Genomic DNA, 16,988 nt, shown 5'->3' with positions numbered 1-16,988 from the left:
CGTACGGTCGCTTCGGTCATCCGAACCGTAGTTCTGCTCGGCGTGCTGGTGAGCTTCCTCGTGGCCTGGGTTTTCTAGCTGCTCAGCATTCGACCAGGTTCACCGACACGTTGATGGCGAGACCGCCCGTCGAGGTCTCCTTGTATCGGGTGTGCATGTCGGCGCCCGTGGTGCGCATCGTCTCGATGACCTGATCGAGGCTGACGCGGTGAGTTCCGTCGCCCCGCAGCGCCATTCGCGCGGCATTGATCGCCTTGCCGGCGGAGATGGCGTTGCGTTCGATGCACGGGATCTGCACCAACCCCGCAATGGGGTCACACGTGAGGCCGAGGCTGTGCTCCATCGCGATCTCCGCGGCGTTCTCGGCCTGATGCGGTGTGCCACCGAGCACTTCGGCCAGCGCGCCCGCAGCCATCGCCGCGGCCGAACCCACCTCGCCCTGACAACCGACCTCGGCGCCGGAGATGGAGGCGCGCTCCTTGAACAGCGACCCGATGGCACCCGCGGTCAGCAGGAAGCGGACGGTGGTCTCGTCGGGATCCGCGGCTCCGGCGCGGGTGTAGTGCACCGCGTAGTGCAGAACGGCGGGAACGATGCCCGCCGCCCCGTTGGTGGGTGCGGTGACCACGCGCCCGCCGGTGGCGTTCTCCTCGTTGACCGCCAGTGCGACGAGGTTGACCCAGTCCTCGGCGAATTCCGGTTTGCGGTCGGGGTCTTCGGCATCGAGGCGCTCGAACCAGGCCTTGGCCCGACGCCGCACACCCAGTACACCGGGGAGCAGGCCGTCGCGGCGGATGCTGCGCTGTTCGCACTCCATCATGACATCGCGGATGTGCAGCAATCTGGTCCGGACTTCTCCCCGTGTGCGGCTGTAGGTTTCATTGCGCAGCACGACCTCGCTGATCGGGACGTCCAAGCGGTCACAGATGCCGAGCAGCTCGTCGCCGGAGGTGTACGGCAGCTGCACCGGCGGCGCGGCGACGCCGTCGTCATGCGCCGAATCGTCGTCATGCGCCGAATCGTCGGTGACGACGAATCCGCCGCCGACGGAGAAGTAGGTCTCATCGGCCAACACATCGCCCCGGGCGTCGAGGGCCGAAAAGCGCATACCGTTGCTGTGCGTCGGCAGCACGATCTCGGGATGCAAGGCGATATCGCGTTCGCTGAGCCGCACGGGCACGGTCGCGTCGACACGGGTGATGCCGGTCTGCGCGATCTCGCGGGAGCGCAATTCCTTGTGTCTGGTCGGAATCGTCTCCGGCCGGCACCCTTCCAACCCGAGCAGGATGGCCGACATCGTGCCATGGCCGGCGCCCGTCGCGGCCAGCGATCCGTAGAGGTCGATGCGCACGTCGGCGAGCCGGTCCAGGAGGTGCCGATCCCGCAGCGTGGCGGCGAACCGATTGGCCGCACGCATCGGACCGACCGTGTGCGAACTCGACGGGCCGATGCCGATCGAGAACAGGTCGAACACGCTGACTGTCATGGCCGTGCCAGCTCCGGGTAGAGCGGATAACGCGTGGCCAGGTCATGGACCTCACCGCGGAGCGCGGCCAATTCGTCCGCGCCAGAGGCGATCAGCGCCTTGGCGATCAGGTCGGCGACGGTCCGGAAGTCGTCAAGGGTGAACCTGCGGGAGGAGTGCGGCTGGACGTTGGCGTACTCCGTGCCGAACAGCGCCTTCACCCGGTCGATCGCGAGTTGTTCGACGCCGTCGACGAATTCGCATCCGCCGTAGTAGCGCCGACCCGGGTACCCCTCGGCGTACTTGTTGGTCAGCACCGACCCCTGAGCCTGCATCACCGCCAGCGGCGCGTAGTTCTCCGAAGCGATCATCTCCAGGCCTGTCTCCTGGCGTAGCCGCTCCTGGTCGATCAGATGCGCGATCTCGGGGTCGAAGCCGGCTAGGGGTTCGTTGAGGACGGTCATGACGAGAGTTCGTTCGCCTCGGCGTATTCGGCGGCGGTCATCAGGGCTCCCAGCGCCGTCGCCTCGACGGCGAAGAGCCAACCTTCCCCGTACGGGTCCGCCGACACGATGCTGGGGTCTTCTACGGCGGTGGTGTTGATCTCGGTGACGGTTCCGGTCACCGGGGCGACCAGATCGGACACGGATTTGGTGGATTCCACCTCGCCGCACGCCGCACCGGCGGTGACCTCGGCGCCGACATCGGGCAGGTCGAGGAATACCAGGTCGCCGAGGGCTTCGGCGGCGACGCGAGTGATACCGATTCGGACAGGTTCAGCGGGCACCTCGGCGGAGGTGAGGGTCACCCACTCATGGTCGGAGCTGTACAGGCGGTCATCGGGAAGGTCGGACGTGGTCATCGTAATCCTCTCGGCGGCAATCGATCAGGAGCGGGGGCGCGTGTAGAACGGGGGTGCGGTCACCGTGTAGTCCACAGCCGTGCCGCCTGCGGGCCCCGGACGGCGATTTCACCCATGTGGCTGAGGTCGAACAGGCCGGCGGCGGTGCGCACGGCGTGGTGTTCGGCGAGCTCGCTGGTGTACTTCAACGGCATCTGCCATCCGGCGAAGTCCGTGAACGCTGCGTTCAGTGCGGCGTGCTCGTCATACAGCGCGGGGTGGTTGTTCATGCGTCTGCCGATGTCGGGGTCGGCACGAAAGGATGTCGGGACATGAGGGCAGCTCCAAGGTTCGAAAGCCCGGTGCGCACCGGGCCGGCGCCCTCCCCGCTCTGTCCTGAAACCTGAGAGTCTGGGACGCCGCGGACGGCGTCGTACACCTTCGGTAAGAGCCGCCTTCGCGGGCGGATCTTGTCTCCAGAGTTGCCTCGGCGTCGCGGTACTTGGGCCTGAGAGATTCCCGGGGAGGAGATTGCTCCTACGGCGCCTCGAGTTCGAGGTTCTCCCACAACGCGTCAACGGCGTATTCAGTTTGTTGAGTCCACAACATACACCCGCTCGATCAGCGGCAAGCCCACTACGCTCCGATGAACTCCCAGGCGCCATAGCCGATCGAGACGGCGATCGACGCCGCCGCGATGGCGACTCCCGCGAACACCAGGGTGCACTCCGGCGCCCCGAACCTCGAGGGCCGGGCCCAGGTGCGGTCGGAGTAGGCGCCGAATCCGCGCGCTTCCATCGCGGTCGCCAGCTTCGAGCCGCGGCGCAGTGCGAAGACGAGCAACGCGAACGCCTGGCCCAGCGCTCGCCGCACGCGGGCATGATCAGCGACGCCGCGGGCCCTGCGCGCGTAGCCCAGGTAGCGCCAGTCCTCGCGCAGTAACCCGACCAGCCGCATCCCCGCCAGCGCCCCCACGACGAAACGGGAGGGCAGTCGGAAGATCTGACCCAGTCCGTCCGCCAGTTCCGTCGCCTGCACATCGAGGAACAGGAACACCGACGGCAGCGCGATCGCCAGGACGCGCAGGAACATGGCCAACGCCAACTCGATGGAGCCGTCGCTGACGTTGATCAACAGGAAATGCCAATGCACGGTGCCGCTGACCTCACCGTAGAGAAGGTTGGTGAGGGCGGTCAGCCCGGCTGCGACGGTGATCAATCCGCCGCGAATCAGGAAGGACCGCAGCCGGACTCCGAGCAGCACCAGGAGCGGAATCTCCAGCACGAGCGCGGTGAGCGCCGAGACCCAGTCGACGCTCAACACGAGGGCGACGGCGATCACACCGGCGGTCAGGAGCCTCGCGACCGGGTTCACCGTCCGGCGGGCGCCGAGGGTCATCGTGTACCGCCGGCGGGCTGGGGCGCGGCGAGCGCAGGAAGGTCGATGCGGTCGTCGGCGAGTATGTGGACGAACTCGGCGTCGTGGGTCACGGCCACCACCGCCGTGCCCTCGTCGGCGATCTCGGCGAGCAGGTGGATCAGCTCTTCCCAGGTGCGGCGGTCCTGCCCGAAGGTCGGTTCGTCGAGGACGATGACGCCGGGTCGCGTCATCAGCACCGTCGCGACGGACAGTCGCCGCTTCTCGCCACCCGAGAGGGCGTAGGGGCTCTGGTCAGCCAGGTGGGCGAGGCGGAGTCGCTCCAGCAGGGCGTCGCCCAGCGTGGCTGTCTCGGCCGTGCCCCGTTTGAGCGCCCTGGGCCCGAGCAGGATTTCGTCACGCACCGTCGCGGTGAGGAACTGGTGTTCGGGGTCTTGGAACACGCTGGTGATCCGGGTGAGGAGTTCCTTGGAGCGCCACCGGACGGGTTGCCGATTCTTCGGTGACGGCGCGAAGGCGCCCACGGCCTCGAGGGTGCCGTCGCGCGGTGGCAGCAGTCCGCCCAGCGTCAGGGCGAGGGTCGATTTACCTGAACCGTTCGGTCCGCTGACCGTCGTGATGCGGCCCCGGCGGAATTCGAGGTCGAGCCCGCTCTGCAGGGCCGGTCCCGTGCGGTGACCCACCGACAGCTTGGCGGCGGCCAGCAACGGTTCGGCGTGCGCGGGCGGATGGCGATGGACTGTGGGCGCAGGTGCATCCGGAACCCAGATGCCGGAACGGACCAGGTGCGCGCTCTCCCGCTGCACCGTCTGCTCCGGGGTTCCGTCGGCGATGATGTCGCCGTCTTCGCCCACCACGACGACCCGGTCGACGACGGGCAGCCACACCTTCGTGCGGTGTTCGACGATGACGAGGGTGGCGCCGGTCAGGTCGGCGGCGGCGGCGACGGCATCCCGAACCTCGACGACACCGGCCGGATCGAGGTTGGCGGTGGGCTCGTCGAGCAGGATCAGCCCCGGATGCATCGCCAGGACACCGGCCAGCGCGAGACGTTGCTTCTGCCCACCGGACAGGTGCGCGGTGTCCTGGGTGAGCGGCAGGCTCAGCCCCACTGCGCGCAGCGCGTCGTGAACGCGCGGCCATATCGCAGCGCGCGGAACGCGGAAGTTCTCCATGCCGAAGGCGACGTCGTCGCCGACGCGGGAGAGGATCACCTGTGAGTCGGGGTCCTGCAGCACCATCCCGATCCGGGAGCGTCGCTCGGCCGGTCGCGCACCGTCGACGAGCAGACGCCCCGCCTCCCGGCCGTCTTCTGCACCGCCGAGGAGCCCGGCGAGTCCGTGCAGGATCGTGGACTTCCCCGACCCCGACGGTCCGAGTAGCAACACCCGTTGTCCGGGTTCGATGGACAGGTCCAGGTCGCGGACGGCCCAGCCGCGCTGACCGGCGTGCTGCCAGCCCCAACTCTCGGCCGTCACCCCTGCCCCGCGGGCCGGTTGCGCGGCCGGGGTCATTCGGGTTTGCGGCTGAGCATCACCCTGCCCGACGCGAACCGGCTGAGCGCCCCGGTCTTCGCCAGGCCCTTGACCATGAACCAGGAACCGACGCCCGCGATCACGGCGCCGGACACGACGCCTGAGGCCGTGTAGATGGCCTTGAAGGCCGTCGTCGCGTCGGGATACCAGAGGATGACTTCGTTGACGCCCATCGCCAGACCCGCGAACGCCCCGGCGGCGATCGCCACCGGCAGATTCCAGCGGCGGTAGAGGAACAGCGCGAAGATCAGTTCGGCGCCCAGACCCTGCACGAGCCCGAATTCGATGGTCAGGACTCCCCACTGGTTGCCGACGAGCGCCGACACGGTCGCGGCGACCATCTCACCGAATAGGGCTGCACCGGGTTTGCGGATCACCAGCGCCACGAGCACGCCGGCGAACAGCCACCCACCACCGGCCAGCGCCTGAAGGCCTGGGACCACCGCCTCCAGCGGGGCGGTGATCGGGTTTGATGCGATGTTCCAGAAGACGAAGACCAGGCCCGCCGCCACTGCGAGCACGCTCGCGACGACGATGTCGACCACCCGCCACCGCCCCGGGGCGTTGGTCGTGGTGGTGTGATCAGGTGCTGCGGGGTCCGTGATGTGTTGCCGGCCCATGAGGCCTCCTTGAAGTTCGAAATGTGCTGGTACACAGCGGCATTGGCTACGGGCGCGGTGCTGCCCGAGGCGCTGCTATATCAGTGATGTGTCGATGACGGTCTTCATACGCATCTCCCTACGCCGGCATTACCCGGTCAGGTTCGTACGGTCGACGGCGCGTCAGCCGTCCTCTCAGCGCACTCGGTGTGCGCTCCCGTGTGGTTCCGCCTCAAGCTAGCGCAGGGAGTGCGCCGCCGCTACACCGGGGCAGGCGCTATCGCGTGTTTGTCTCGGTCCAGATCAGCCCGGACGCGGTCTCGGTCACCAGGATGTCGGCTGCCGAACGCGGTGCGTGACCGGCGATGTACGTGTCCTCCTGTCGTGCCCACCGCTCCCAGTGCGGACGGAAGGAGTCGCCGTCACGCTGCAACGCCCGCTGCTTGCGGACGTCGTCGGGGGCGTCGACCCAGATACCGAGATCGGCCACCGCGCTGCTGGCGCGGGACAACGCGCCGACCCCCTCGACGATCAGCCGCCGGCCGGGTTCGACGCTGTTCCAGTCGTCGGCGGTACCGGTGGCCCAGTCCCAGCGCCGCCAGCATCCCCGGCGGCCGTCGGCGCGCGGATGTAGCAGTTCCCGGTAAATGTGGTCGATGGCCCAGGCCAGTCCGTCCCACCCGGGGTAGATGTCGTCGAGGCGAACCACCACGCTGGATTCCCATCGCGCGCACAACTGGTCAGCGAGGGTCGACTTGCCCGACCCGGACCGCCCGTCGATCAAAACGGTGGTGGCGCCGGCGGCGGTCAAGCGGCGGACGACGCTCTCTAGTGGCACGCCGGTCTCCATGTCGACGTCGAACGTAGCAGCGCCGATTCGCCGTCGATCCCGGTTCGGGTTCAGCCGTGCGACGGCGACCGGTTCTGCGCGTGATCCTCGGCGATGCCGTCCAATTCGGCGTCGATCTCGTCGAGTTCGAGATGCCTGCGGTCGCGGGCGAACGAAATGGCGATCATCGCGACGACGGTGGTGAGGATCGCGAATACGATGACCATCCAGAGACCGCCGTCTGCCCACAGGACCATGGCGCTGGCCAGCGCCGGGGTGAAACTGGCCAGCAGGATCGACGCCATCTGGTAGCCGATCGAGATCCCGGAATAGCGCACCGCCGTGGGGAACAACTCGCAATACAGGGCGGGCAGCGGTGCGTAGACCATCGCATGTCCCAGGGCGAGGAAGATCGTGACGCCGGCGATGATGCCCCACAGCTGACCGGTGTGCACCAGCGCGAAGATGGGCCACGCCGTGACGACGATGAACGCACCGCCGATGAGGAAGGTCTTCACCCGGCCGATGCGGTCGGAGAGCCGGCCGAACACCGGGATCATGATGATGTTCGCCGTGGCGCCGACCATGGACGCGATCAGACCGTAGGACCGTGGCGCGTCGAGAGTGGTCGTCACGTACGACAGCACGAAAGTGGTGAAGAGGTAGTAGTTTCCGGCTTCGGCGAAGCGGCCGAAGATCGCGATCAGCAACGGCTTCTTGTAGTTGCGGAACAGCACCACGGCGGGCGCCTTGCGCTTCTCCAGTTCCGACTCCATCTTGGCCTTCTCCGTCAGGAATGCCGGGCTTTCGGCGGCCCGGAGACGGATGTACAGGCCGACGAAGGCCAGCACGATGGCCATGAGGAACGGGATGCGCCAACCCCACTCGTCGAAGGCGTCACCGGAGATCCACGACGACAACGACACCACGGCGGTGCCCAGCAGCAGTCCTGCGGACACGCCGACCTGCGGCCATGAACCGAACAGCCCCCGCTTCGCACGCGGGGAGTTCTCCACGGCGATGATCGCCGCTCCACCCCATTCGCCGCCGACGGCGAAGCCCTGCGCCAACCGCAAGATGCACAGCAGCAAGGGTGCGGCGACACCGATCTGTGCGTAGGTGGGCAGGAAACCGATCGCCGCCGTCGCCACCGTCATGATCGTGAAGGTCATGATCAGGGTGGCCTTCCGGCCGATCCGGTCGCCGAGGTGACCGGATACGAAGGCGCCGACCGGCCGGGCAAGGAACCCGACACCGAAGGTGGCCAGCGATACGATCTGTCCCACGGCGCCAGGCAGATTCGGGAAGAACAAGTGTCCGAAGACGAGCGCGGCCGACGTACCGTAGACGGTGTACTCGTACCATTCGACGATCGCGCCGATGGTGCCGGACTGCACGGAGCGCCGACGGAGTTGCTCCGGCGTCAGAGTGGCGGTGGCCATGATTCTCCGATCGATGAGATGACGTCGGTTCGCGGCGACGTCTGGTTGTGCTGTCGGTGCTGGTCCCCGCTGCTTGAGGACGGCTGGGTCAGCGGATCGTGTATCCGCCGTCGATGGCGATGGTGTGACCGGTGATCAGCGCGGCCGCGTCGCTGAGGAGGAAGACGACGGCACCGACGATGTCGTCGGGTTCGCCGAAGCGGCCCGAGGGAATCCGGGACAGTAGTTCACCGGCCCATTCCGGGCGGCTCAGGGTCGATTCGGTCAGCTCTGTGCGCACGAACGTCGGGGCCACTGCGTTGACCCGGATGCCGTGCGGAGCCCATTCCAGCGCAAGCTGTTTCGTCAGATGGATCAGTGCGGCCTTACTGGTTCCGTATGCGGCCCGCTCTTCGATGGCGACCACACCGGCCTGAGAGGCGACGTTGACGACCGCGGCGCGCAGTGATGCGGCGAGCCATGTCCTCGCCAGCTCGGTGGTGAGAAAGAACTGACCTCGCAGGTTCGTGTCGAGGACCGTGTCCCAGTCCTCTTCGGTGACATCGACAGCGGGTTTGGGGATGTTGACGCCGGCGTTGTTGACCAGCAGGTCGATGCCGCCGCTGTGGTCGAGCAGTTCGGCGACGCTGGTGCGCATCGCCGCCGTGTCGGTCACGTCGACCGCCACAGGGTGCGTTCCGTACCGACGGGCGATGGACTGCGCAGCGTCACGGTCACGGCTGGTTCCGTAGACGACCGCGCCGGCCTCGGTAAGGCCATCGGCGATGGCCTTACCGAGACCGCGACCGGCCCCTGTCACCAGAGCAGACTTGCCCTTCAGATCGAAACTGACCACGGTCTGTCCGCTATCCGGTGAAGTCGTGGTCAGACCACGACACCTTCTCGCCGCGGTATTTCGCAGCCCGCACGTCGCCGGACCGCGCATGCCCCTCGAACAGCTCAACCCGGGCAGCACGCCCACACAGTTCACCGAAGAACGCGCTCGACTCGGTGTTCGTCACCTCTTGATAGGTCACGGTGCGCAGGTACTTTCCGACCCACAGCCCGCCGGTGTAGCGGGCGGCGCCGCGGGTGGGGAGGACGTGGTTGGTCCCGATCACTTTGTCGCCGTAGGAAACACAGGTTCCCTCACCGAGGAACAAAGCGCCGTAGTCGTGCATCTTGTCCAGCGCTTCGCGCGGGTTCTCGGTCAGGATCTGCACGTGCTCGGAGGCGTACTCGTCGGCGAGGGCGTAGGCCTGGTCCAGGGTCTCGACCACGCGGACCTCACCCCAGTCACGCCAGGCCGGTTCGGCGAAGTCGCGGGTCGGCATGTCGACCAGGATGGTGTCGATGTGTTCGATGACCTTGCGGCCCAATTCCTCGCTGGTGGTGATCAGCACGGCCGGTGAGTCCGGGCCGTGCTCGGCCTGCGACAGCAGGTCGACGGCGACGATGAACGGGTCGGCATGCTCGTCGGCGACGATGAGCACTTCGGTCGGCCCGGCGAACAGGTCGATGCCGACCTCGCCGAACAACTGGCGCTTGGCCTCCGCGACGAACGCGTTGCCGGGACCGGCGAGCATGTTGACCGGGCGGATGGTCTCGGTGCCGACGGCCATGGCCGCCACCGCCTGGATACCGCCCAGGAGATAGATCTCGTCGGCACCCGCCAGGTGCATGGCCGCGATTGTGGCGTCCGGCACCTCACCCCGGATCAGCGGCGTGCAGGCTGCGATTCGCTTCACCCCGGCGACCTTCGCCGTCACGATCGTCATGTGGGCGCTCGCCAGCAACGGGTACTTTCCGCCCGGGATGTACGCGCCGGCAGCCTGAACCGGGACGTTCTTCTGGCCGAGGAAAACACCGGGGAGCGTTTCGATTTCGAAATCGGTCAGCGAGTCCCGCTGTTTCTGGGCCATCACCCGAACCTGCTCCTGGACGAACTCGATGTCGTCGATGACCTGCTGCGGAACGCGAGCCATGATCTCGTCGATCTTCTCCGGAGTGAGCAGGTAGCTCTCGGCTGAGTACTTGTCGAACTTCTCCGAGTACTCGCGCACTGCGGCGTCGCCACGGGTGCGGATGTCTTCGATGACGCTCTCCACCGTGGAGCGCACGGACGCGGTGCTTCCCCGTTCGACGCTCTCGCGCTGGGGGAGCTTGAGGTCTGTGGTGGCGATCTCGCTTCGTGGCGCGGCCGCAATCGTCATGAACGTCCTTCCGTCGAGGTGGGTCTTGACCGGCGGTGCTGTCGGTCACGTACTGCGAACGCTGTGCCCGCTGTCACCTACCTCGGTCAGTGTATTCGTATGCAGTAATAGATGCAAGAGTGTGGCATAGAACGAGTATGCGTAGGCACTGACCAGCTAAATAGCCAGGTGATCTGCGTGGTTGCGTATTCAGAGGCTGTGCGGAGAACATGAATCCGTATGCACTGATGGAACCCAGCATGGAACGATCGGACATGCAGGTGAGAATGACCGGGGCGCGATCGGCCCCTCGGATTGCGAGGGGAGGATTGGATACGAATGCCGACCAGCTACGACGTCGCCCGACTGGCGGGAGTCTCGCAAGCCACCGTGTCCCGGGCGCTCAGCGGGGGCACCGTGAGCGCCGAGACGCGGAAGAGGATCCTCGAGGCGGCCAAGGCCGTCGGCTACGTGCCCAACCTGGGCGCCCGTGCGATGAAGACCGGCCGAGTCAACACCATCGGTGTCGTCGTCGCCGATCTGAGGAATCCGTTCTATCCGGAGATCCTCGACGCGCTCACGTCCTATCTGGATGCCGCAGGCCAGAAGGTCACACTCTGGAACTCGGACGGTCCGGGTAACGACGCTGCGCTCGAGGCGATCAATGCCGGCTCCGTGGACGGCGTCATCTTCACCACCGTGACAGAAGCCTCCGCTCCGCTGCGGGCCGCTCTGCGCAGGCACAGTCCGGTCGTGCTCATCAACCGCACCGTCGAAACCCTCGGGTGCGACCAGGTGTCCAGCGACAATGTGGCCGGCGGTGGCACTGTCGCGGACTACCTCCTCGAGAACGGCCACCGCAGAATCGCCTTCCTCGGCGGCCCATCCACAGCCAGTACCGCCCGCGACAGGTTCCGCGGCTTCTCGCAGCGACTGGCCGAAGCCGGCGCACCGCTGCCCGCCGAACAGGTGTTGGAAGGACCCTTCAGCCACGATTTCGGTTTGAGCGCAGCGACGCGACTGCTGCGTGCCGACGACCCGCCCACCGCCATCTTCTGCAGCAACGACCTCGTTGCCTTCGGCGCACTCGACGCTGCCCGAGCCGAGCGCGTCGCCGTCCCCGATGACCTCTGGATCGTGGGCTACGACGACATCGCCATGTCGGCCTGGCCGGCGTTCGACCTCACCACCGTCCATCAACCGAGCCGGACCATGGCAGAAGCGGGCGCCCGAGCGCTGCTCGACCGCATCGCTGAGCCCACCGCGCCCTACCGGACGCTGACGTTCCGCTCGCACCTCGTCGTCAGAGGCACGACGAGCGCAGCGCTCCCGTCGACGCTGTGACTTCCGGGTCGGTTTGGCGCCGGTTGTGAAGCACCATTAAGTTTCCGGGGGTGATGTCCTCAGCTGCACGGTGGATGGCTCCGTTCCTGACGGCTGCGGCCGTCGCCGGTATGGGGGCTCTGGTCGTTCCTGAGCACGCCGGCCCCACCTCGGCGGTGCGCCTGGCCAGTGACGCCAACCCGCTGGTCGGTAAGCCCTTCTACGTGAACCCGGAGTCGAAGGGCATGCGCGCTGCGCGGGGGATCGAGCCGCCGAACCCGCAACTGAACGCTGTTGTCAACACTCCGACGGCGTATTGGATGGACCATCTGTCGACTCCGTCGGTCGACGCGAAGTACATCGCCGCGGCGCAAGGCGCCGGCACGATCCCGATTCTGGCGCTCTACGGCATCCCGAACCGCGACTGCGGCAGCTTTGCCGCGGGCGGCTTCGGGTCGGCCGGAGCCTACCGGGGCTGGATCGACGGGGTCGCGGCCGCCATCGGCCCCGGACCGGCCGCGGTCATCCTCGAACCCGACGCGCTGGCCATGATCGGCTGCCTCTCACCCGGTCAGCAGCAGGAACGCCTCGACTTGATCGGCTACGCCGTCGACACGCTGACCCGCAACCCGGGCACTGCGGTGTATGTCGATGCCGGTCATCCGCGCTGGGTGCCCGCCGACGTGATGGCGGGCCGGCTGAATCAGGTCGGCGTCGACAAGGCGCGGGGCTTCAGCCTCAACACCGCCAACTTCTTCACCACCGAGGAGTCGACGGGTTACGGCGAGACGATCTCGAATATGACCAACGGGTCGAACTACGTGATCGACACGTCGCGCAACGGCGCCGGACCCCTCGACAGCGATTCGTGGTGCAATCCCCCCGGGCGGGCCCTGGGCGCCGCCCCGACCACCGCCACCGCAGGCCCGCGCGCCGACGCCTATCTGTGGGTCAAGCGGCCCGGTGAGTCCGACGGCTCGTGCGGCGGCGGGGCACCCAGCGCGGGCACGTTCGTCGCCCAGTACGCCACCGATCTGGCCAGCAACGCGGGTTGGTAGTTCAGTCGGTCTTCCGTGGTTGCACATGAGCGGTCACCCACTGTGCGGCCAGCTTGACCAGACCGGACTGCGGATAGGTGACGTGCGCGTCGAAGTCCTGCCCCGGCGAGCAGATCGGATCGTTGGTGTTGCACAGGTCGGCGGTACGAGCGCCGAAGTCCGGGCTCATGCGGGTCAGCGGTTGGCCGATCCGCGCAGACGGGTTACCAAAGACAGCGATGGCGGCAACGTGGGGAACGGCGGTGGCCGGCAGCGGCGCGCGGTATCCCAGTCCCGCGACGGGTGAGGTCGCGACGACGTCGATGACCGCCGCTCCCTGCGAGTAACCGCCGAGGACGATCTTGGTGGCGGGGCATCTGGCCGCGGTCGTCTGGACACGCACGCTCGCATCGTTGGCGCCGACGGCCACCTGAGCGAAGTCCCACGTGGCCGGGTATTTCACGGCGTAGGTGTTGACCGACTTCCCCTTCACCATGGGCTTCAGCGCATCGACCAGGGCTTTACCGACCACCCCGAGCCCGGGCGGCTCGTCGGTGCCGCGGGCGAAGATGACCTCGACGTCCGGACACTTCGCCGCGGCTGACGCCGCCGGGGCGCCGATCAGGGCGAGGCCGACAAGAGCGGCGAGAACCATCGCCGCTCTCGCGTATCGCGCCGCGTTGTCGACGAGCACTGTTGCCTCTCGGCCGGGTTGATCGGGGACAGGTTGTCCGGTCTGTACCCAATAGTCCCAGAATTCACTCCAGTCACAAGCCGGATGGGTGTTGTCCCCCGGACACCCTTAGGCCGTCGGTGATTCGATCGACCACTTCGAGTAAGCCCTCGTCGGCTTCTGTCGTCGCCGGGTGGCCGCCGAGTGCGCTGTGCAGGGCGTGGTAGTACAGCCCGTCGCCGATCAGTTTCACCGCGCGCGCGGCGTCGAGACTGCCGAGTGCGTCGCGCAGGATGCTCAACCACTGTCCCGACACCGACTCGATGACCGCCCTCGCCCGGGCATCACCGGCCTGCTGTAGCCGCGAAACTGCCATCAGGGCGCGGTCCAGGGGCGTGCCGGCGTAGTGGGAGGACCGGACGTAGTACCGCGCCGGCCCCTCGTCCGCCGTCCGCATGCGTTCGGCTTCGTCGGCGGCCAGTGTCACCAACCGGTCGCACATTGCCGCGGCCAGTTGGTCCTTGGCGGGGAAGTGGTAGAGCAACCCGCCCTTGGAGACCCCGGCCTTGGCCGCGACCGCCTCCACCGTCGCGTAACGCTCACCTTCGACAGCGAGTAGATCCTCGTAGGCGTCGAGGATCCGGTCCCGCGAAGACGTCATTCGGCCACCCTACGACGGCACCGGGAGTGACGGCACACGAGCTGTACCGTCTGGACGGTATAGTCGGTCGGGTTGAGTTGGGCCAGTTCGGCCATGCTTGAAGAGGGGGTGGCTGATGCGGGCCTATCGCGAGTTGGTGCGGACGCCGCGTGTCCTCAACCTGACGGCCTCACAGCTGTTCGCGCGTCTGCCACTCGGCATCATGTCGCTGGCAATCCTGCTGCACGTCCACGGGCTGACCGGGTCGTACGCCGTGGCCGGCGCGGTGGTCGCGTGGATGAGCGTTGGCCAAGCGGTGGCCATGCCGGTCACCGCACGCATCGCCGGGCGTGTCGGCATGGTGCCGACGCTGGTGGTCTCAGCGCTGGTCAACGGCGTCAGCATGCTGCTGCTCGCCTGGGCGGGCCCGTCCCCGGCCACGTTGATGGCGCTGGGCCTGCTGGTCGGCGCATCGGTCCCGCCGCTGATGCCGGTGGTCCGCGCGCTCTACCCGCAGATGGTGCCTCGCGACGGGGTGCGGGCGCTGTTCGCCCTCGACACCACCGCACAGGAATTGATCTGGGTGATCGGGCCCGTCGCCGCGACCTTCCTCGCTTCGGCGGTATCGACCGCGTTCCCGCTGGTGGTCTCGGCGGCCGTCACCGTGGTGGGCACGGGATGGTTCCTCCTCGGCACAGGGGGCCTTCGCCCGCGGATCGCGGAGCAGAAGGCGGTCTTCGGCAGCGTGCTGGTCAATCGCGCCGTCATGCTGGCCATGGTGGCGAGCCTCGGCCTGGTGGCTTCGTTCACGGCGTTGGAGGTCGGCATCGTCGCCGCGCTGGGCCGCGAAGGCGTCACCGCGGGTGTGGCGATCGCGATCGCGAGCGTCGGCTCACTCATCGGCGGCCTGGCGTTCGGACACCGACGGCTCGGTGTCGGCGGCGTCGTCGCCGCCTTGGCGCTCTTGTGCGTGGGGATCGTCCTCTTCGGTGTCTTCGACAACCGGGTGCTGCAGTTCGCGAGTTTGTTCATGTCAGGGTTGGGCTTCGCCCCCGCATTGTCGGCGCTCTACATCATGGTGTCCGGCGAGATTGAAGAGCACGTCGCCACAGAGGCGTTCGGCTGGCTCAACAGTGCCATGTTCGTCGGCGGCGCGATCGGTACCGCTCTCGCGGGCGTCGTCACCGAGGCCCACGGATTCCGCGGGGCGATCGTCGTCGCGGCGGTGCTGGCCCTGCTCACGGCGGTGAGCCCGATCATCGCTCGGATGACGGGGCCGTTGGACGGCCTCTACGGCGATCCGGAAACCCGGGCCGCCGACGACGACCTCTGCACGGCTCAGCGCTGACCGCTAGTGGGACGATGAGCCCATGACCGCAACCCTTGTCGCGAAGAACGTGGCAGGCGGGTTCGCCCATCGCACCCTGTTCGAAGGGCTCGACGTGACCGTGGCGCCGGGCGACGTCGTCGGAGTGGTGGGTGCCAACGGCGCCGGTAAGAGCACCCTGCTGCGGATCCTGGCCGGGGATCTCGAGCCGCTCGAGGGTTCGGTCAGCCTCGCGCCCGCCGACGCGTTCGTCGGGTGGTTGCCTCAGGAGCACGAGCGGGTACCGGGGGAGACGGTCGCCGCCTACATCGCGCGCCGTACCGGATGCACCGCGGCGACGCTGGCCATGGACGCCGCGGCCGAGGCGTTGGCGGACCCGAAGCACAGTCCGGCCGAGGGGGATCCGGCCGACGTCTACTCTGCTGCGCTCGATCACTGGCTCGCGACCGGCGCGGCGGATCTCGACGAACGGCTGCCGGCGGTACTGGCCGACCTGGGCCTCGACTCCGATGCCGTGCAACCGCGATCGACCCCGATGACCGCGCTGTCGGGTGGGCAGGCGGCGCGGGTGGGGCTTGCGGCGCTTCTCCTTTCGCGCTTCGACGTCGTCCTGCTCGATGAGCCGACCAACGATCTCGACCTCGACGGCCTCGCCCGGCTGGAGCAGTTCGTGAGTGATCTCCGGGCTGGTGTGGTGCTGGTGAGTCACGATCGGGAGTTCTTGGCGCGCAGCGTGACCCATGTTCTGGAGCTTGATCTGGCGCAGAACACCACCACCGTCTTCGGCGGTGGATACGAGAGCTACCTGGAAGAGCGGGAGATCGGTCGACGGCATCGGCGCGAGCAGTACGAGGAGTTCGCCGACAAGAAGGCCGACCTCGTGGCACGTGCACGCACTCAGCGCGAATGGTCCAGCCAGGGCGTCCGCAACGCGATGCGTAAAGCTCCGGACAACGACAAGATCCGACGACGCGCGGCCACCGAGTCCAGCGAGAAGCAAGCGCAGAAGGTGCGCCAGATGGAGAGCCGGATCGCACGCCTCGACGAAGTCGCAGAGCCCCGTAAGGAGTGGGCACTGCAGTTCACCATCGGCGCCGCGCCGCGGTCGAGTTCGGTGGTGGCCACACTCGACAACGCCGTGGTGCGGCAGGGCGATTTCGTCCTCGGCCCGGTGTCGCTGCAGGTCGATGCCGGCGAGCGGATCGGGATCACCGGCCCCAACGGAGCGGGCAAGTCGACGCTGTTGCGGCTGCTCCTGGGACGCCGTCGGCCCGATGAGGGCCGCGCCGGCTTGGGCGCCAATGTCGCCATCGGCGAAATCGACCAGGCCCGTGCTGATTTCACCGGTCAAGACCGACTCGTCGATCGCTTCGAGCAGCGTGTGCCGGAATGGACGACCGCCGACGTACGAACCCTGCTGGCGAAGTTCGGGCTGCGCTCCGACCACGTGGAACGCGCGGTGGACGATCTCTCACCCGGTGAGCGCACCCGTGCCGGCCTGGCACTGCTGCAGGCGCGGGGTACCAACGTGCTGGTGCTCGATGAGCCGACCAACCATCTCGACCTCCCCGCCATCGAGCAGCTCGAACAGGCCATCGAGACCTACGACGGGGCGCTGTTGTTGGTGACTCACGACCGCCGGATGTTGCAGAACGTTCGGCTGGATCGCTCCTGGCTGGTCGACGACGGCCGAGTCCTCGAGCTGTAGCCGGTCAGTCACCCCGCGGGG

At 67.6% G+C, this 16,988-nt stretch carries 15 protein-coding genes, 2 pseudogenes and 2 riboswitches; of the genes and pseudogenes, 4 read left to right on the top strand and 13 right to left on the bottom strand.

Annotated features, from left to right (window positions below; translation table 11 throughout):
- Positions 1-82 precede the first annotated feature (82 nt).
- The 11 genes and pseudogenes from I7X18_RS27985 to hisD all read right to left on the bottom strand — a co-directional run bounded on the left by I7X18_RS27985 (position 83) and on the right by hisD (position 10,280).
- Positions 83-1,486 carry an L-serine ammonia-lyase gene (locus tag I7X18_RS27985; RefSeq protein ID WP_193045533.1) on the bottom strand — a complete coding sequence of 468 codons (1,404 nt, stop codon included), beginning with the start codon at positions 1,484-1,486 and terminating at the stop codon, positions 83-85.
- A gap of 152 nt (positions 1,487-1,638) precedes the next feature.
- A pseudogene (locus I7X18_RS27980) lies at positions 1,639-1,929 on the bottom strand (serine hydroxymethyltransferase); the annotation flags it as partial.
- A complete protein-coding gene (gene gcvH / locus I7X18_RS27975) occupies positions 1,926-2,327 on the bottom strand; it encodes a glycine cleavage system protein GcvH (protein WP_193045534.1) in 402 nt (133 codons plus the stop codon). The pseudogene I7X18_RS27980 and the gene gcvH, both read right to left, overlap by 4 nt.
- Positions 2,328-2,407: 80 nt before the next feature.
- Positions 2,408-2,596: pseudogene (locus tag I7X18_RS27970) on the bottom strand (glycine cleavage system protein T); the annotation flags it as partial.
- Positions 2,597-2,792: 196 nt separating this feature from the next.
- Positions 2,793-2,883, bottom strand: a riboswitch (glycine riboswitch).
- A gap of 59 nt (positions 2,884-2,942) precedes the next feature.
- A complete protein-coding gene (locus tag I7X18_RS27965) occupies positions 2,943-3,704 on the bottom strand; it encodes an energy-coupling factor transporter transmembrane component T family protein (RefSeq protein WP_193045535.1) in 762 nt (253 codons plus the stop codon).
- Positions 3,701-5,197: an ABC transporter ATP-binding protein gene (locus I7X18_RS27960; RefSeq protein WP_193045536.1), complete on the bottom strand. Its 1,497-nt coding sequence runs from the start codon at positions 5,195-5,197 to the stop codon at positions 3,701-3,703. Before I7X18_RS27960 ends, I7X18_RS27965 begins: the two co-directional genes overlap by 4 nt.
- Positions 5,194-5,838 (bottom strand): ECF transporter S component, encoded by a 645-nt coding sequence (locus I7X18_RS27955; protein ID WP_193045537.1) that lies wholly within the window; start codon positions 5,836-5,838, stop codon positions 5,194-5,196. The genes I7X18_RS27960 and I7X18_RS27955 overlap by 4 nt, the downstream gene beginning before the upstream one ends.
- A 98-nt stretch (positions 5,839-5,936) precedes the next feature.
- Positions 5,937-6,048, bottom strand: a riboswitch (TPP riboswitch).
- 46 nt (positions 6,049-6,094) lie between these two features.
- The gene (locus I7X18_RS27950; protein ID WP_404822786.1) at positions 6,095-6,655 is read right to left on the bottom strand and encodes a nucleoside/nucleotide kinase family protein; all 561 of its coding nucleotides are present in this window, start codon (positions 6,653-6,655) and stop codon (positions 6,095-6,097) included.
- A gap of 62 nt (positions 6,656-6,717) precedes the next feature.
- Complete coding sequence (locus I7X18_RS27945; protein ID WP_193045539.1) at positions 6,718-8,088, bottom strand: MFS transporter; 1,371 nt, start codon at positions 8,086-8,088, stop codon at positions 6,718-6,720.
- Positions 8,089-8,176: 88 nt separating this feature from the next.
- Complete coding sequence (locus tag I7X18_RS27940) at positions 8,177-8,923, bottom strand: SDR family NAD(P)-dependent oxidoreductase (protein WP_193045540.1); 747 nt, start codon at positions 8,921-8,923, stop codon at positions 8,177-8,179.
- Positions 8,924-8,933: 10 nt separating this feature from the next.
- Positions 8,934-10,280: a histidinol dehydrogenase gene (gene hisD / locus I7X18_RS27935; RefSeq protein WP_193045541.1), complete on the bottom strand. Its 1,347-nt coding sequence runs from the start codon at positions 10,278-10,280 to the stop codon at positions 8,934-8,936.
- A 318-nt stretch (positions 10,281-10,598) separates the two neighbouring features.
- Here hisD and I7X18_RS27930 point away from each other — a divergent pair, with 318 nt between their 5' ends.
- Both I7X18_RS27930 and I7X18_RS27925 read left to right on the top strand, forming a co-directional pair.
- Entirely contained in the window at positions 10,599-11,603 is a 1,005-nt protein-coding gene (locus I7X18_RS27930; protein WP_193045542.1) for a LacI family DNA-binding transcriptional regulator, read from the top strand.
- 74 nt (positions 11,604-11,677) lie between these two features.
- Entirely contained in the window at positions 11,678-12,640 is a 963-nt protein-coding gene (locus tag I7X18_RS27925) for a glycoside hydrolase family 6 protein (protein ID WP_404822787.1), read from the top strand.
- 1 nt (position 12,641) lies between these two features.
- Here I7X18_RS27925 and I7X18_RS27920 read toward each other — a convergent pair whose 3' ends face one another.
- Both I7X18_RS27920 and I7X18_RS27915 read right to left on the bottom strand, forming a co-directional pair.
- Positions 12,642-13,313: a cutinase family protein gene (locus tag I7X18_RS27920; protein WP_404822788.1), complete on the bottom strand. Its 672-nt coding sequence runs from the start codon at positions 13,311-13,313 to the stop codon at positions 12,642-12,644.
- Positions 13,314-13,386: 73 nt separating this feature from the next.
- Positions 13,387-13,953: a TetR/AcrR family transcriptional regulator gene (locus I7X18_RS27915; RefSeq protein ID WP_193045544.1), complete on the bottom strand. Its 567-nt coding sequence runs from the start codon at positions 13,951-13,953 to the stop codon at positions 13,387-13,389.
- A gap of 115 nt (positions 13,954-14,068) precedes the next feature.
- On the opposite strand from I7X18_RS27915, the gene I7X18_RS27910 reads away from it, so the two are divergent.
- Together I7X18_RS27910 and I7X18_RS27905 are read left to right on the top strand one after the other, a co-directional pair.
- Positions 14,069-15,280, top strand: a complete 1,212-nt coding sequence (locus I7X18_RS27910; RefSeq protein WP_193045545.1) for an MFS transporter — start codon at positions 14,069-14,071, stop codon at positions 15,278-15,280.
- A gap of 22 nt (positions 15,281-15,302) precedes the next feature.
- Positions 15,303-16,967, top strand: a complete 1,665-nt coding sequence (locus I7X18_RS27905; RefSeq protein WP_193045546.1) for an ABC-F family ATP-binding cassette domain-containing protein — start codon at positions 15,303-15,305, stop codon at positions 16,965-16,967.
- Positions 16,968-16,988 lie beyond the last annotated feature (21 nt).

The organism is Mycolicibacterium baixiangningiae (assembly GCF_016313185.1).
Taxonomy (GTDB): domain Bacteria; phylum Actinomycetota; class Actinomycetes; order Mycobacteriales; family Mycobacteriaceae; genus Mycobacterium; species Mycobacterium baixiangningiae.
Note: the sequence above shows the minus strand (reverse complement) of the source record. Positions and strands in the feature narration are given on the sequence as shown.

Bases quoted from the DNA above. Each gene is read 5' to 3' on its own strand.
- I7X18_RS27945 (WP_193045539.1), bottom strand. From the start codon at position 8,088: ATGGCCACCGCCACTCTGACGCCGGAGCAACTCCGTCGGCGCTCCGTG.
- I7X18_RS27915 (WP_193045544.1), bottom strand. From the start codon at position 13,953: ATGACGTCTTCGCGGGACCGGATCCTCGACGCCTACGAGGATCTACTC.
- I7X18_RS27930 (WP_193045542.1), top strand. From the start codon at position 10,599: ATGCCGACCAGCTACGACGTCGCCCGACTGGCGGGAGTCTCGCAAGCC.
- gcvH (WP_193045534.1), bottom strand. From the start codon at position 2,327: ATGACCACGTCCGACCTTCCCGATGACCGCCTGTACAGCTCCGACCAT.
- I7X18_RS27955 (WP_193045537.1), bottom strand. From the start codon at position 5,838: ATGGGCCGGCAACACATCACGGACCCCGCAGCACCTGATCACACCACC.
- I7X18_RS27905 (WP_193045546.1), top strand. From the start codon at position 15,303: ATGACCGCAACCCTTGTCGCGAAGAACGTGGCAGGCGGGTTCGCCCAT.
- I7X18_RS27910 (WP_193045545.1), top strand. From the start codon at position 14,069: ATGCGGGCCTATCGCGAGTTGGTGCGGACGCCGCGTGTCCTCAACCTG.
- I7X18_RS27960 (WP_193045536.1), bottom strand. From the start codon at position 5,197: ATGACCCCGGCCGCGCAACCGGCCCGCGGGGCAGGGGTGACGGCCGAG.
- I7X18_RS27985 (WP_193045533.1), bottom strand. From the start codon at position 1,486: ATGACAGTCAGCGTGTTCGACCTGTTCTCGATCGGCATCGGCCCGTCG.
- I7X18_RS27925 (WP_404822787.1), top strand. From the start codon at position 11,678: ATGGCTCCGTTCCTGACGGCTGCGGCCGTCGCCGGTATGGGGGCTCTG.
- I7X18_RS27965 (WP_193045535.1), bottom strand. From the start codon at position 3,704: ATGACCCTCGGCGCCCGCCGGACGGTGAACCCGGTCGCGAGGCTCCTG.
- hisD (WP_193045541.1), bottom strand. From the start codon at position 10,280: ATGACGATTGCGGCCGCGCCACGAAGCGAGATCGCCACCACAGACCTC.